Annotated in this window: 13 protein-coding genes; 8 read left to right on the top strand and 5 right to left on the bottom strand. The window is 68.0% G+C overall.

The genetic code is table 11. The features are described from left to right. Positions 1–158: 158 nt before the first annotated feature. From hpf to hprK, 3 genes are all read left to right on the top strand, one after another. A complete protein-coding gene (gene hpf, locus FB547_RS12530) occupies positions 159–488 on the top strand; it encodes a ribosome hibernation-promoting factor, HPF/YfiA family (RefSeq protein WP_012745566.1) in 330 nt (109 codons plus the stop codon). A 184-nt stretch (positions 489–672) separates the two neighbouring features. Continuing rightward, positions 673–1140, top strand: a complete 468-nt coding sequence (locus FB547_RS12525) for a PTS sugar transporter subunit IIA (protein ID WP_012745567.1) — start codon at positions 673–675, stop codon at positions 1138–1140. 94 nt (positions 1141–1234) lie between these two features. Next, positions 1235–2194, top strand: coding sequence for an HPr(Ser) kinase/phosphatase (hprK, locus tag FB547_RS12520; RefSeq protein WP_012745568.1), 960 nt, complete (start codon positions 1235–1237; stop codon positions 2192–2194). A 119-nt stretch (positions 2195–2313) separates the two neighbouring features. Here hprK and fur read toward each other — a convergent pair whose 3' ends face one another. Beyond that, positions 2314–2733 (bottom strand): ferric iron uptake transcriptional regulator, encoded by a 420-nt coding sequence (gene fur / locus FB547_RS12515; RefSeq protein WP_055800769.1) that lies wholly within the window; start codon positions 2731–2733, stop codon positions 2314–2316. Positions 2734–2825: 92 nt separating this feature from the next. Here fur and FB547_RS12510 point away from each other — a divergent pair, with 92 nt between their 5' ends. The 4 genes from FB547_RS12510 (at position 2826) to FB547_RS12495 (ending at position 5547) form a co-directional block, all read left to right on the top strand. Beyond that, the gene (locus tag FB547_RS12510) at positions 2826–3386 is read left to right on the top strand and encodes an outer membrane protein assembly factor BamE (RefSeq protein WP_145742647.1); all 561 of its coding nucleotides are present in this window, start codon (positions 2826–2828) and stop codon (positions 3384–3386) included. Between the two features lie 145 nt (positions 3387–3531). Then, complete coding sequence (gene dapB, locus FB547_RS12505; protein WP_410000800.1) at positions 3532–4332, top strand: 4-hydroxy-tetrahydrodipicolinate reductase; 801 nt, start codon at positions 3532–3534, stop codon at positions 4330–4332. 7 nt (positions 4333–4339) lie between these two features. Further along, positions 4340–5047 carry a MotA/TolQ/ExbB proton channel family protein gene (locus FB547_RS12500; protein WP_145742644.1) on the top strand — a complete coding sequence of 236 codons (708 nt, stop codon included), beginning with the start codon at positions 4340–4342 and terminating at the stop codon, positions 5045–5047. A 20-nt stretch (positions 5048–5067) separates the two neighbouring features. Next, entirely contained in the window at positions 5068–5547 is a 480-nt protein-coding gene (locus FB547_RS12495; RefSeq protein WP_145742642.1) for an ExbD/TolR family protein, read from the top strand. A gap of 34 nt (positions 5548–5581) precedes the next feature. On the opposite strand, the gene FB547_RS12490 is transcribed toward FB547_RS12495, so the two are convergent. Then, entirely contained in the window at positions 5582–6484 is a 903-nt protein-coding gene (locus FB547_RS12490) for a DMT family transporter (protein ID WP_145742640.1), read from the bottom strand. 131 nt (positions 6485–6615) lie between these two features. On the opposite strand from FB547_RS12490, the gene FB547_RS12485 reads away from it, so the two are divergent. Next, positions 6616–7059, top strand: a complete 444-nt coding sequence (locus FB547_RS12485; RefSeq protein ID WP_145742638.1) for an Lrp/AsnC family transcriptional regulator — start codon at positions 6616–6618, stop codon at positions 7057–7059. An 18-nt stretch (positions 7060–7077) separates the two neighbouring features. Here the strand turns inward: FB547_RS12485 and FB547_RS12480 are convergent, their stop codons facing one another. From FB547_RS12480 to glgC, 3 genes are read right to left on the bottom strand one after another with little or no spacing between them, the layout of a single operon-like run. After that, positions 7078–9561, bottom strand: coding sequence for a glycogen/starch/alpha-glucan phosphorylase (locus FB547_RS12480; protein WP_145742636.1), 2484 nt, complete (start codon positions 9559–9561; stop codon positions 7078–7080). A gap of 45 nt (positions 9562–9606) precedes the next feature. Then, complete coding sequence (gene glgA / locus FB547_RS12475) at positions 9607–11094, bottom strand: glycogen synthase GlgA (protein WP_145742634.1); 1488 nt, start codon at positions 11092–11094, stop codon at positions 9607–9609. An 18-nt stretch (positions 11095–11112) separates the two neighbouring features. Continuing rightward, positions 11113–12426 (bottom strand): glucose-1-phosphate adenylyltransferase, encoded by a 1314-nt coding sequence (gene glgC / locus FB547_RS12470; protein ID WP_145742632.1) that lies wholly within the window; start codon positions 12424–12426, stop codon positions 11113–11115. Between the last annotated feature and the right edge of the window lie 68 nt (positions 12427–12494).

The raw sequence follows: 12494 nt of genomic DNA, 5'->3' as shown, positions 1-12494 counted from the left end.
CAGCTATTGCAATACCGTGACAGCTTGGGCATAGTGAATCGACAGCTTCTTCTTTTCTCTTCTCCCTCTTCCCTCCCCAACCCATACCTGTTTCGCCGGCCACGCCCCATCCCGGAGCGGGGCCATTTTCCCAACCGTCAATTCTCAGGAGGTCATTCATGAATTTGACGATCAGCGGTCATCACCTCGACGTCACACCTGCCTTGCGCACCTACGTCACGAGCAAGCTGGACCGGATCACACGGCACTTCGACCAGGTGGTCGATGTGAAGGTGCTCCTTACGGTGGAAAAGCAGAAGGAAAAGGAACGCCGTCAAAGGGCGGAGTGCAACATTCACGTCAAGGGTAACGACATGTTCGCGGAGTCGAGCCACGCTGATCTCTATGCTGCGGTCGATGAACTGGTCGACAAGCTCGACCGCCAGGTGGTGCGCCACAAGGACCGCCTGCAAGACCACCATCACGCCGCCCCCAAGCGCGTGATGTAGGCCACGGGCAAAGGGCTGCGGCCCCTGCTGATAAGCCGCCTCCGGGCGGCTTTTTGCTGCCTGCTCCTGTTACCGGCACTGACAGGGACGCGAGGCCTCCGGGCAACATGTAGCCAAAAAGTAAGTAACGGGAGTGGGGGTTTTTACCAAGCGGGTGCATAATCGCCCCCGCCCTTCCCCCACCATGAATCGCCTCGCGTCCATCCTGCCGCCCGCTCAAGTGCTTGTGAGCGTTGACGCCACCAGCAAGAAGCGTGCTTTCGAAGAAGCCGGCTTGCTGTTCGAGAGCCTCCACGGCCTCGGCCGCGCGCTCATCACCGACAGCCTGTTCGCACGCGAACGCCTCGGCTCCACCGGGCTCGGACACGGGGTGGCCATTCCGCACGGCCGCATCAAGGGCCTGAAGGCCCCCATGGCCGCGGTCTTCCAGCTGGCAAACCCGATCGGCTTCGACGCGCCGGACGAGCAGCCCGTCGGGCTGCTGATCTTCCTTCTGGTGCCTGAGGCGGCCACCCAGAAGCACCTTGAAATCCTCTCCGAGATCGCCGAGCTGCTGAGCGACGCCAACCTGCGCGAGCAGATCAAGTCGAGCACCGACGCGGCCGAACTGCACGGACTCATTGCCGGCTGGCAGTCGACGCAAGTCGCCTGAAGTGCCTGCCCGCAGGCTCGCGCGGCCCCGCCGGGCCGGTTCCGCGGTATTCTGGCCGGCCTCCAACTAGGCGCGCAGCGCCATCTCCCTACGCATGAAGCCGACCGTCATCAGTGCCGACGCCATGTTCGAGGAATTCCGCGGGTCGCTCCGCTGGGAATGGCTCGCCGGGCTCGGGGCGTCAGAGCGCCAGTTCGACCCTGAAGTCATCAGCCGCGCCCAGTCGGCGGCCGATCTGGTCGGTTACCTCAATTACATCCATCCGTACCGCGTGCAGATCCTGGGCGCGCGCGAAGTGGCCTACCTGACGCGCGGCAGCCAGGAAGACTGCGCCCGGCGCATTGCCCGCATCGTCACGCTGGAGCCGCCCATGCTGGTGCTGGCCGACGGCCAAGCCGCGCCGGACGAGCTGCTATCGATCTGCGAGCGCGCGCAGCTGCCGCTGTTTGCCACCCGCGAGTCGTCGGCCTTCGTGATCGACCTGCTGCGCGCCTACCTGTCCAAGCATTTCGCGGAACGCACCTCGATGCACGGGGTGTTCATGGACATCCTGGGCATGGGCGTCATGATCACCGGCGAATCGGGGCTCGGCAAGAGCGAGCTCGGGCTGGAGCTGATCTCGCGCGGCAACGGCCTGGTGGCGGACGACGCGGTCGACCTGTTCCGCATCAACCAGAACACCATCGAGGGCCGCTGCCCCGACCTGCTGCTCAACCTGCTGGAGGTGCGCGGCATCGGCCTGCTGGACATCCGCGCGATCTTCGGCGAGACGGCGGTGCGGCGGAAGATGCGGCTCAAGCTCATCGTGCACCTGGTGCGGCGCGACAGCTTCGAGCGCGACTACGAGCGCATGCCCTCGGCGCCGCTCACGCAGGACGTGCTGGGCATTCCGGTGCGCAAGGTCATCATCCAGGTGGTGGCCGGGCGCAACATCGCCGTGCTGGTGGAAGCCGCCGTGCGCAACTCGATCCTGCAGCTGCGCGGCATCGACACCTATGCCGATTTCGTGGCGCGCCACCACAAGGCGATGGAAAGCGGGCGCGACGGCGACTGAACGGGCGCGCGGCGCTGCGGGACCGTGCGGCCGCCGCCGGGCCGCCCCAAGGCGGGCCGCGCCTCCCCCTCGGGGGGTGGAGTTACACGCAGCGAAGCGAAGTGAAAAGCCGGGGGGCCTTACCTCTTGCTGGCGCAGTCGCCGCACAGGCCGTAGAGCGACATCGCGTGGTCCTGCAGGATCCAGCCCTTGTCCTTGGAGATCATCTGCTGGCGGCGCTCGATCTCGGCGTCGTAGAACTCCTCGACCTTGCCGCACGAGGTGCAGATCAGGTGGTCGTGGTGCGTGCCCTCGTTCAGCTCGTAGACCGCCTTGCCGCTTTCGAAATGGCTGCGCTCGAGGATGCCGGCCTGCTCGAACTGCGTCAGCACGCGATAGACGGTGGCCAGGCCGATGTCGGAGTGCTCGTTCAGCAGCACGCGGAAAACGTCTTCGGCCGTCATGTGGCGCTGGCTGCCGGTCTGGAAGATCTCTAGGATCTTCAGGCGTGGCAGAGTGGCCTTGAGGCCGGTGTTCTTGAGTTCGTCGATGTTGGCCATGATGGTTCCTGCGCCCTGGGCTGCGGACGGGCCCCAAAAAGGGCCAGCCGCTACAATGGCCGATCATATCGCTACCCCCTTTTTTTCCTCCCATGCCTGCCATTCTCCAACGCCGTCCCTGGCTGCTGGCCGCGGCCGTCGCCGCGACGTTCAGCCTCGGTGCCTGCAGCGGCTTCAGCGATCGCACGCGTGGTGCGCTGACGGCCATCACGCCCTACAAGGTCGAAGTGGTCCAGGGCAATTTCGTGTCGAAGGAACAGGTCGAGGCGCTCAAGCCCGGCATGTCGCGCCAGCAGGTGCGTGAAATCCTCGGCACCTCGCTTTTGACCGACGTCTTCCACAAGGATCGCTGGGACTACGTCTTCACGATCAGGCGCCAGGGCGTCGATCCCCAGGAACGCCGACTGACGGTCTTCTTCAACGGCGAACTGCTCGAGCGCTTCGAGGGCGACCCGATGCCCAGCGAGGAAGAATTCGTCGCCGCGCTCGACACCCGCAAGAAGAGCGGCAAGGTGCCGCCGCTCGAGGCCTCGGAAGAAGAGCTCAAGAAATTCGCTCCCAAGGACGACGGCAAGAAGGCCGATGCCACCGCCACGGCAACCAGCCTGCCGCCGCTTCCCGCCGCATATCCCCCGCTCGAAGCCGCGCGCTGAGCACGCGCCAAACACAGGGCGAGGGCGGGCGCACCCGCCGGGTCAGGCGGGGCGTGCCGGTTTCCATGCCAATTTCGAAGGCTGAATCCGCGTGACTGAATCCATTTCCACTTCTTCGCACCTTTCCGAGTCTTCCACGCCCCCGCTGCGGCGCATCGCGATCGCGGGCGCCTCGGGCCGCATGGGCCGCATACTGGTCGAGGCGGTGCGCGAGGCGCCCGATTGCCGGCTGGCCGGCGCGCTCGACATGGCGGGCAGCAACGCCATCGGCGCCGATGCGGCCGCGTTCCTCGGCTTCACGAGCGGCGTGCCGATCGTGGCCGACCTGCGCACCGGCCTCAAGGACGCGCAGGTGCTCATCGACTTCACCCGCCCCGAAGGTACGCTCGCACACCTGGCAGCCTGCCGCGAGCTCGGCGTGCAGGCCGTGATCGGCACCACCGGCTTCAGCGATGCGCAGAAGGCCGAGATCGCCGAGATCGCCAAGGACATCGCGATCATGGTCTCGCCCAACATGAGCGTGGGCGTCAACGTCACCTTCAAGCTGCTCGAAATGGCGGCCAAGGCGCTCTCGACGGGCTACGACATCGAGATCATCGAGGCGCACCACCGCCACAAGGTCGATGCGCCCTCGGGCACCGCGCTCAAGATGGGCGAGGTGATCGCCGGGGCGCTGGGCCGCGACCTGAAGGAGTGCGCCGTGTACGCGCGCGAAGGCATCACCGGCGAGCGCGACCCGTCCACCATCGGCTTCTCCGCGATCCGCGGCGGCGACATCGTGGGCGACCACACCGTGCTGTTTGCGGGCACCGGCGAGCGCATCGAGATCACCCACAAGTCGGCGAGCCGCGTGACCTACGCGCAGGGCGCGCTGCGCGCCGTGCGCTTCCTGGCCGGCCAGAAGGCGGGCCTGTTCGACATGTTCGACGTGCTGGGTTTGCGCTGAAAGAACGATGAGCGTCCTCGAACTGCTCACCCACGGAGACAGTGTCAGCCGCTCGGTGGCGGCGCTGCTGCTCGCGATGTCGATAGCAAGCTGGGTGGTGATTCTCTGGAAGGGCTGGCTGCTGCGCGGCGGCACGCGCGATGTGTTGCGCAGCATCGCGGCATTCTGGCAGTCGGCCACGCTCGCCGATGCGCAGCAGCGGCTCCAGGCCTTCGACCGCGCCACGCTGGTGGGGCCGGCCGTGAGCGCCATCAGGAATGCGGCGGCAGCAGATGCAGGCGAGTCCACGCTCGGCGCCACCACCGGCGACCGCAACCAGCGGCTCACGCGGGCGCTGCGCGGCGCGCTGCATGGTGCGCTGCGGCGCCTGCAGTCCGGCCAGATCCTGCTGGCCACGGTCGGCGCCACGGCGCCCTTCGTGGGCCTGCTCGGCACGGTGTGGGGCATCTACGGCGCGCTGTCGGGCATTGCCGGCCAGACCGGCGGCTTCACCATCGACAAGGTGGCCGGGCCGGTGGGCGAGGCGCTGGTGATGACGGCCTTCGGCCTGGCCGTGGCCATTCCGGCCGTGCTGGCCTACAACGTGTTCGGCCGCGTCATCGGCCGCATCGAAGCCGAGCTCGAGGGCTTTGCGCACGACCTGCTCGGCAGCTTCGGCAGTCCGCCGCCGCCGCCCGCGCCGCCGCCCGCGCGGCCCATGCCGGTGTCGGCCTAGCCGAACGGAGCACGCGCACCATGGCCTTCGGTCGCACCTCCCTGGGCAGCAGTGCCGCCGGCGGCGGGCGCGCGACCGGGGCGGGCGGCCAGCGGCCGCTGTCCGACATCAACGTCACGCCGCTGGTCGACGTGATGCTGGTGCTGCTGGTGATCTTCATCATCACCGCGCCGCTGATGGCGAGCTCGATCAAGCTCGACCTGCCGCAGACCGATGCCGGCCAGCCCAACGACACGCCCAAGTTCGTGAGCGTGTCGGTCGATGCCGCGGGCAAGACCTTCCTCAACGACCAGCCCGTGACCGACGAGGAACTGGCCGCCCGGCTGCAGAAGGCCGCCGCCGACAGCAAGGACACCGAGGTGCAGCTGCGCGCCGACCAGACCGTGCCTTACGGCAAGCTGGTGGCGCTGATGGGCATTGCGAACAAGGCGGGCCTGAACCGCATCGGCTTCGTGACCGAGGCGCCCGCGCCAGGCCAGCCGCCGCCCGCCCCGCGCTGACGCCCGGGACTCCCGGCCGACCTGTCCGATCAGCTCAATCGGGTGCCGATGGCGCGCGCTTCTTCAGGCCCGGCAGCGCCCAGCCGAGTGTCATGCCCGCGGCCGCCAGCAGGATCGCGGCGGCGCCCAGAAGCTGCGCGGGATGCAGCCGCTGGCCGAAAGCCAGGTAGTCCACGCCGATCGCCACCACCGGATAGATGAAGGACAGCGCGCCCGCCGTGTGCGTCGGCAGCTTCTGGATCGCGCCGTAGAGCAGCGTGAAGACCAGCCCCGTGTAGACCACGCCCATGGCCAGATGCGTGCCCCAGACGCCGGCGTCCTTCGGAAGCCCCGCCAGGTTGGCAAACGGCGCCAGCAGCACGCTGCCCACGCAGACCTGGACCAGCGCGATCAGATGGGGCGGCGTGCCGTCCAGCTGCTTCGCGACGATGGCTGCAATGGCGTAGAAGAACGCAGCTCCCAGTGCCATCAGAATGCCCAGCACATACGAGGCGCCATGGCTGCCGCCGCCCGGCTTGGCCTCGGCAATCAGCAGGACGCCCGCGAACGCGATGCCCAGCCAGGCCAGCTTGGCGGCCGTCAGCCGCTCCGAGAAGAACAGGGCGCCAAGGCCCACCAGCATGAACGGCTGGGTGTTGTAGACCGCCGTGGCGATGGAGATCGACGCATGCGAGAACGACGCGAAGATCAGCAGCCAGTTGAGCACCAGCGCGGCGCCACCCAGCGCCGCCAGCGCAACGACGCGCAGCGTCAGCAGCCGCCTGCGAAGCAGCCCGAGCGCGGCGCACACTGCAACGAGCGTGAGGGCGCCGAAGGCGCAGCGCCAGAACAGCAGGTCGGCCAGCGGCTGGCCGGAGCGGATGACGAACCAGCCGATGGTTCCGGAGATCACCATGGCCGCACTCATCTCGAGCGCGCCCCGCACTTGTCTTTGCATGATCCGGATTCTTGTGAAGCAAGCCTCAGGTTGCCATCGAAGCGCCGCCGGGCCTATGATTTTCCGAAGGGAAAAATCCATTCGAGGCTAAGAAAACAAGGCAAGGCCCCGTTGTCTCCAAAGGATCTGAAATGCTGGACGAGGTCGAACAAAAGATTCTCGAGGTGATGCTGCAGGACGCACGCATCTCGCTGAAAGACCTGGCCGCTCGCGTCGGCATGTCTTCGCCGAGCGTCTCGGAGCGCCTGCGGCGGCTCGAGGAGCGCCGCGTGATCCGCGGCTACACGGTCGAAATCGATCCCAAGGCGCTGGGCTACCAGCTGCAGGCGATCGTGCGCATCCGCCCGTTGCCCGGCCAGTTGCAGGTGGTGCAGAAGCTGATCGAGAACACGCCCGAGTTCGGCGAGTGCGACAAGGTCACGGGCGAAGACTGCTATATCGCGCGCCTGTTCGTGCGCTCCATCGAGCAGCTCGACCAGGTGCTGGACCGCATCGTCGACAAGGCCGAGACGCACACGGCCATCGTCAAGATGCAGCCGATACGCCGGCGCGCGCCGCCCTTGCGCATCGGCTAGCGCCGCATTGCAGCCGGCTCAGCCCAGCACCACCGGCTTCGTGTGCCAGATCTCGTGCGCGTACTGCGCAATGGTGCGGTCCGACGAGAACGCGCCCATGCCCGCCACGTTGAGGATGGCCATGCGCGTCCAGGCGTCGGGGTCGCGGTAGAGCGCATCGACCTCGGCCTGCTTCGCGACGTAGCTCGCGTAGTCGGCCAGCAGCAGGTAGTGGTCGCCCCAGTTCACCAGTGCGTCGTAGATGCCCTGGTAGCGCGAGGGCTCGCTGGCCGAGAAGGCGCCGTCGCGGATCGCATCGAGCACGCGCTTGAGCTCGGCGTTCTCTTCGTAGATGTCGCGCGGCTGGTAGCCGTGGGCGCGGATGTCGGCCACCTGCGGCGTGGTGTTGCCGAAGATGAAGATGTTCTCCGCGCCCACGTTGTCGCGCATCTCCACGTTGGCGCCGTCGAGCGTGCCGATGGTGAGCGCGCCGTTGAGCGCGAACTTCATGTTGCCTGTGCCCGAGGCCTCGGTGCCCGCGGTCGAGATCTGCTCCGACAGGTCGGCCGCGGGCATGATCACCTCGGCCAGGCTCACGCTGTAGTTGGGCAGGAACACCACTTTCAGCAGCTTGCCCACGCGGCTGTCGTTGTTGATGGTGTGGGCCACGTCGTTGACCAGCCGGATCACGAGCTTGGCCATCTGGTAGGCCGAGGCCGCCTTGCCGGCGAACACCACCACGCGCGGCACGATGTCGATCGGGCCGCCCGCGGCCTGCGCATCGAGGATGCGGTGGTAGCGCGTGACCACGTGCAGCACGTTGAGCAGCTGCCGCTTGTATTCGTGGATGCGCTTGACCTGCACGTCGAACATCGCGTCGGTGTCGAGCACGATGTCCATGTGCTGCTCGATCCAGTTGGCCAGCCGCAGCTTGTTCTCGCGCTTGGCATGGCGGAAGGCGCGCACGAAGGCCGGCTGCGCGGCCATGGGCCTGAGCGCCTCCAGCTGCGAGAGGTCGCGCCGCCAGCCCCTGCCGATGCGCTGGTCGAGCAGCGCCGCCAGCGGCGGATTGGCCTGCGCGAGCCAGCGCCGCGGCGTGACGCCGTTGGTCTTGTTGTTGAAGCGCTCGGGGAAGATCTTCGCGAAGTCGGCAAAGATCGATTGCTTCATGAGCTCCGAGTGCAGGCCCGACACGCCGTTGATCGAGTGGCTCGCGAGCACTGCCACGTAGGCCATGCGCACGCGGCGCTCGCCCGCCTCGTCGACCAGCGAGAGCCGGCGCAGCAGCTCGACGTCGTTGCCGGCCTTCTGCGTCACGGCCGCGAGGAACTTCGCGTTCATGTCGTAGATGATCTGCAGGTGCCGCGGCAGGATGCGCCCGAGCATCTCGACCGGCCAGGTCTCCAGCGCCTCGTGCATCAGCGTGTGGTTGGTGTAGCTGAACACCTTCTGCGTGTGGGCCCAGGCCGCGTCCCAGGCCAGGCCGTGCTCGTCGAGCAGGAGGCGCATGAGCTCGGGCACCGCGAGCACCGGGTGCGTGTCGTTCAGGTGGATGCTGACCTTGTCGGCCAGTTGGTCGAAGCTCTTGTGGTTGCGCAGGTAACGCCGCAGCAGGTCCTGCACGCTCGCGCTGCAGAAGAAATATTCCTGGTGCAGCCGCAGCTCGCGGCCCGAGGGCGTGGAGTCGTCGGGGTAGAGCACACGCGAGACGTTCTCGGAGTGGTTCTTGCTCTCCACCGCCGCCATGTAGTTGCCGCGGTTGAAGGCCGAGAGGTCGATCTCCTCGGTGGCGCGCGCCGACCACAGGCGCAGCGTGTTGGTGGCCTGCGTGCCGTAGCCCGGAATGATGGTGTCGTAGGCCACGGCCAGCACGTCGTGGGTGTCGACCCAGTCGGCCGCGCCATAGGGCGCGTTCTTTCCCTCGCGCTTTTGCACGCGGCCGCCGAAGCGCACGCGGTAGTTGACCTCGGGCCGCTGGAACTCCCAGGGGTTGCCGCGGGTGAGCCAGTAGTCGGGTGTCTCGACCTGCTGGCCGTCGACGATGCGCTGGCGGAACATGCCGTATTCGTAGCGGATGCCGTAGCCCATGCCCGGCACGCCGAGCGTGGCCATCGAGTCGAGGAAGCAGGCCGCGAGCCGGCCGAGGCCGCCGTTGCCAAGGGCCGCGTCGGGCTCGCGCTCGGCGAGCGCCGCCATGTCGACGCCGAAGTCGGCCAGCGCTTCGCGCACCGTGTCGTAGAGGTCGACCGCCAGCAGCGCATTGGTGAAGGTGCGCCCGATCAGGAACTCCATCGAGAGGTAGTAGACGCGCTTCAGGTCCTGCGCATAGTTGGCGCGCGTGGTCGCCATCCAGCGCTCGACCAGCTGGTCGCGCACGGCCAGCGCGGTGGCGTGCAGCCAGTCGTCCTGGCTGGCCGCGACGGGGTCCTTGCCGACCGCATAGATCAGCTTGTTGGCGACGGCGCGCTTGAACGCGGCCACGTCGCGGTCGGGATGGTCGTAGGCGAAGTCTTTGATGGTCATGGGCTTCGGTGAAGAGTGGTGGGGTGGTGCGCCGTGGCGCTTCATTCAGGTGCCGGCGGACTCGAGCGCCTGCCGGTAGACCTCGATGTACTGGCCGGCCGCAGTGGCCCAGTCGGCCGGGCGCCGCATGGCATTGCCGCGCACGCGGCGCCAGTCGGGCGCGCGCTGGTAGAGCGCAAAGGCCCGCCGCAGCGCGCGATGGTAGTCCGCGGCGTCGAAGCGGTCGAACACGAAGCCGGTGGCGTCGCCGCTGGCCATGTCCTCGAGCGTGCAGTCGACCACGGTGTCGGCCAGTCCGCCGACGCGGCGCACCAGCGGCAGGCTGCCGTACCTGAGGCCGTACATCTGCGTGAGTCCGCAGGGTTCGAACAGCGAGGGCACCAGCGTCACGTCGCCGCCGCCGAAGAGCTGGTGCGCCAGCGTTTCGTTGTAGCCGATGGTGACGCTGACCGAGCGCGGCGCGGCCGCCGCGCGCTCGCGGAAGGCGTCCTCGAGCCAGGCCTCGCCGCTGCCCAGCAGCGCGAGCTGGCCGCCTTCGGCCAGCAGGGTGTCGAGGCCGCCGAGCACAAGGTGCAGCCCCTTCTGCTCGGTGAGCCGGCTGACCACGATGAACAGCGGCGCGTCGGGGCGCTCGGCCAGGCCGAGCTGGTGCTGCAGCACCGTCTTGCAGCGCGCCTTGCCCGCCATGTGGCGGCCTTCGGGCGTGTGGTAGCCCTGCACCAGCGCGCTGTCGGCGGCCGGATTCCAGACCTGGTCGTCGACCGCGTTGAGGATGCCCGTGAGCACGCCCCCGCGCAGGCGCAGCAGGCCGTCGAGCCCGAAACCCTGCTCGGGCGTCTGGATCTCGCGGGCGTAGGTCGGGCTCACCGTGGTCAGGCGGTCGGCGAAGTAGAGGCCGCCCTTCATGAACGACACCTGCCCGTGGTATTCGAGCCCGTCCATGTGGAACGCGGGCCCGGGCAGGCCGAGGTCGGCAAAGTTCCACGGCGCCGAGATGCCCTGGTAGGCCAGGTTGTGCACCGTGAACACGCTGCCCGCGCGGGTGGCGCCGGCCTGCCGCGCGAAGTGCAGGTAGGCCGGCGCCAGCCCCGCATGCCAGTCGTGCGCATGCACGACCTCGGGCTGCCAGGTGGGATCGAGCCCCTGGGCCAGCTGCGCCGCGGCCCAGCCCAGCAGCGCGAAGCGCCGGTGGTTGTCGCCATAGGGCTGGCGCGTGGCGTCTTCATAGGGGTTGCCGGGCCGGTCGTAGAGCGCCGGCGCATCGATCACGTAGGCCGGGATCGGCGCGGCCGCGCCGTCGATCGCGATGCGGCCCGCGCGCAGGCCGAAGCGTTCCGGGCCCCAGGGCGCCGTGAACTCGGCCACCGGCGCGAGATCGCGCACGCCGGCCAGGATGGCCGGGAAGCCGGGCAGCAGCACCCGCGCGTCCTGCCCGGCAGCCATGAGTGCGAGCGGCAGCGCACCGGCCACGTCGGCGAGGCCACCGGTCTTGAGCAGGGGAAAGAGTTCGGCGCTGACCTGGAGGATTCGCATCGGGAAAGCGGTGCGGCTTCAGGCAGCCAGCAGGCGCTTGAGCATTTCGCGGGTGACCAGCACCACGCCGTTGTCGGTGCGCTCGAAGCGCGCGGCATCGGCCGCGGCGTCTTCGCCGATCACCATCTCGTCCGGAATGACGCAGCCGCGGTCGATCACCACGCGGTTGAGCCGGGCGCCGCGGCCCACCTCGACGTCGGGCAGCAGCACGGCCTCGTTGATGTCGCAGAACGAATGGATGCGCACGCCCGAGAACAGCACCGAGCTGCTGACCTTGGAACCCGAGACGATGCAGCCGCCCGAGACGATGGTGTTGACCGTCATGCCGTGCCGGCCCTCGCGGTCGAGCACGAACTTGGCCGGCGGCAGCTGCCGCTGGTAGGTCCAGATGGGCCAGTCCGTGTCATAGATGTCGAGTTCGGGCGTGATGGAGGCCAGGTCGAGGTTGGCTGCCCAGAATGCATCAATCGTGCCCACGTCGCGCCAGTAGGCCTTGGCGCCGGGCCCGCGCGAGGCACGCGTGACGCAGGACATGCCGAAGGGATGCGCGAGCGCGCGGCCCTGCGCCACCGCGCGCGGGATGATGTCCTTGCCGAAATCGTGGCTCGAATCGGGGTTGGCGGCGTCTTCCTCGAGCAGCTGGTAGAGGTACTCGGAATCGAACACGTAGATGCCCATGCTGGCCAGCGCCGTGTCGGGCCGCCCCGGCATGGCGGGCGGGTCGGCCGGCTTCTCGAGGAAGGCCGTGATCTGGCGCCCGTCGTCGATGGCCATCACGCCGAAGGCGGTGGCCTCCATGCGCGGCACCTCGATGCAGCCGACCGTGCAGCCCAGGCCGCGCTCGGCATGGTCCTTGACCATGATCGAGTAGTCCATCTTGTAGATGTGGTCGCCGGCCAGCACCACCACGTAGTCGTGCCTGGTTGAGCGGGTCTGGATGATGTCCAGGTTCTGGTAGACCGCGTCGGCCGTGCCGCGGTACCAGTGCTCGTCGCCCGTGCGCTGCTGCGCGGGCAGCACGTCGACCATCTCGTTGAGCTCGGCGCGCAGGAAGCTCCAGCCGCGCTGCAGGTGGCGCATCAGCGAATGCGACTTGTACTGCGTGACCACCGCCATGCGCCGGATGCCCGAGTTCAGGCAGTTCGACAGCGCGAAATCGATGATGCGGAACTTGCCGCCGAAGTACACCGCCGGCTTGGCGCGCCGGTCGGTCAGCTGCTTGAGGCGCGAGCCGCGGCCGCCGGCCAGCACCAGGGCGATGGTGCGGCGGACCAGTTGATGCGCCTGCAGAGGGGCCTGCGGCGCGCTGTTGCTGATGCTGTGGTTGTCCATCCTGTGTCTCCGTTCGTTCGTCGGTTTGTCGTCTTCTCTTCGTCAGCGTTTCTGCAGCCAGCCTAGCA

This window comes from Variovorax beijingensis, assembly GCF_007828835.1.
Taxonomy (GTDB): Bacteria; Pseudomonadota; Gammaproteobacteria; order Burkholderiales; family Burkholderiaceae_C; genus Variovorax; species Variovorax beijingensis_A.
Note: the sequence above shows the minus strand (reverse complement) of the source record. Positions and strands in the feature narration are given on the sequence as shown.

Coding starts and splice junctions, on each gene's coding strand:
- fur (WP_055800769.1), bottom strand. CDS start 2,733: ATGGCCAACATCGACGAACTCAAGAACACCGGCCTCAAGGCCACTCTG.
- FB547_RS12510 (WP_145742647.1), top strand. CDS start 2,826: ATGCCTGCCATTCTCCAACGCCGTCCCTGGCTGCTGGCCGCGGCCGTC.
- glgC (WP_145742632.1), bottom strand. CDS start 12,426: ATGGACAACCACAGCATCAGCAACAGCGCGCCGCAGGCCCCTCTGCAG.
- FB547_RS12480 (WP_145742636.1), bottom strand. CDS start 9,561: ATGACCATCAAAGACTTCGCCTACGACCATCCCGACCGCGACGTGGCC.
- hprK (WP_012745568.1), top strand. CDS start 1,235: ATGAAGCCGACCGTCATCAGTGCCGACGCCATGTTCGAGGAATTCCGC.
- FB547_RS12485 (WP_145742638.1), top strand. CDS start 6,616: ATGCTGGACGAGGTCGAACAAAAGATTCTCGAGGTGATGCTGCAGGAC.
- FB547_RS12500 (WP_145742644.1), top strand. CDS start 4,340: ATGAGCGTCCTCGAACTGCTCACCCACGGAGACAGTGTCAGCCGCTCG.
- FB547_RS12490 (WP_145742640.1), bottom strand. CDS start 6,484: ATGCAAAGACAAGTGCGGGGCGCGCTCGAGATGAGTGCGGCCATGGTG.
- glgA (WP_145742634.1), bottom strand. CDS start 11,094: ATGCGAATCCTCCAGGTCAGCGCCGAACTCTTTCCCCTGCTCAAGACC.
- hpf (WP_012745566.1), top strand. CDS start 159: ATGAATTTGACGATCAGCGGTCATCACCTCGACGTCACACCTGCCTTG.
- FB547_RS12525 (WP_012745567.1), top strand. CDS start 673: ATGAATCGCCTCGCGTCCATCCTGCCGCCCGCTCAAGTGCTTGTGAGC.
- FB547_RS12495 (WP_145742642.1), top strand. CDS start 5,068: ATGGCCTTCGGTCGCACCTCCCTGGGCAGCAGTGCCGCCGGCGGCGGG.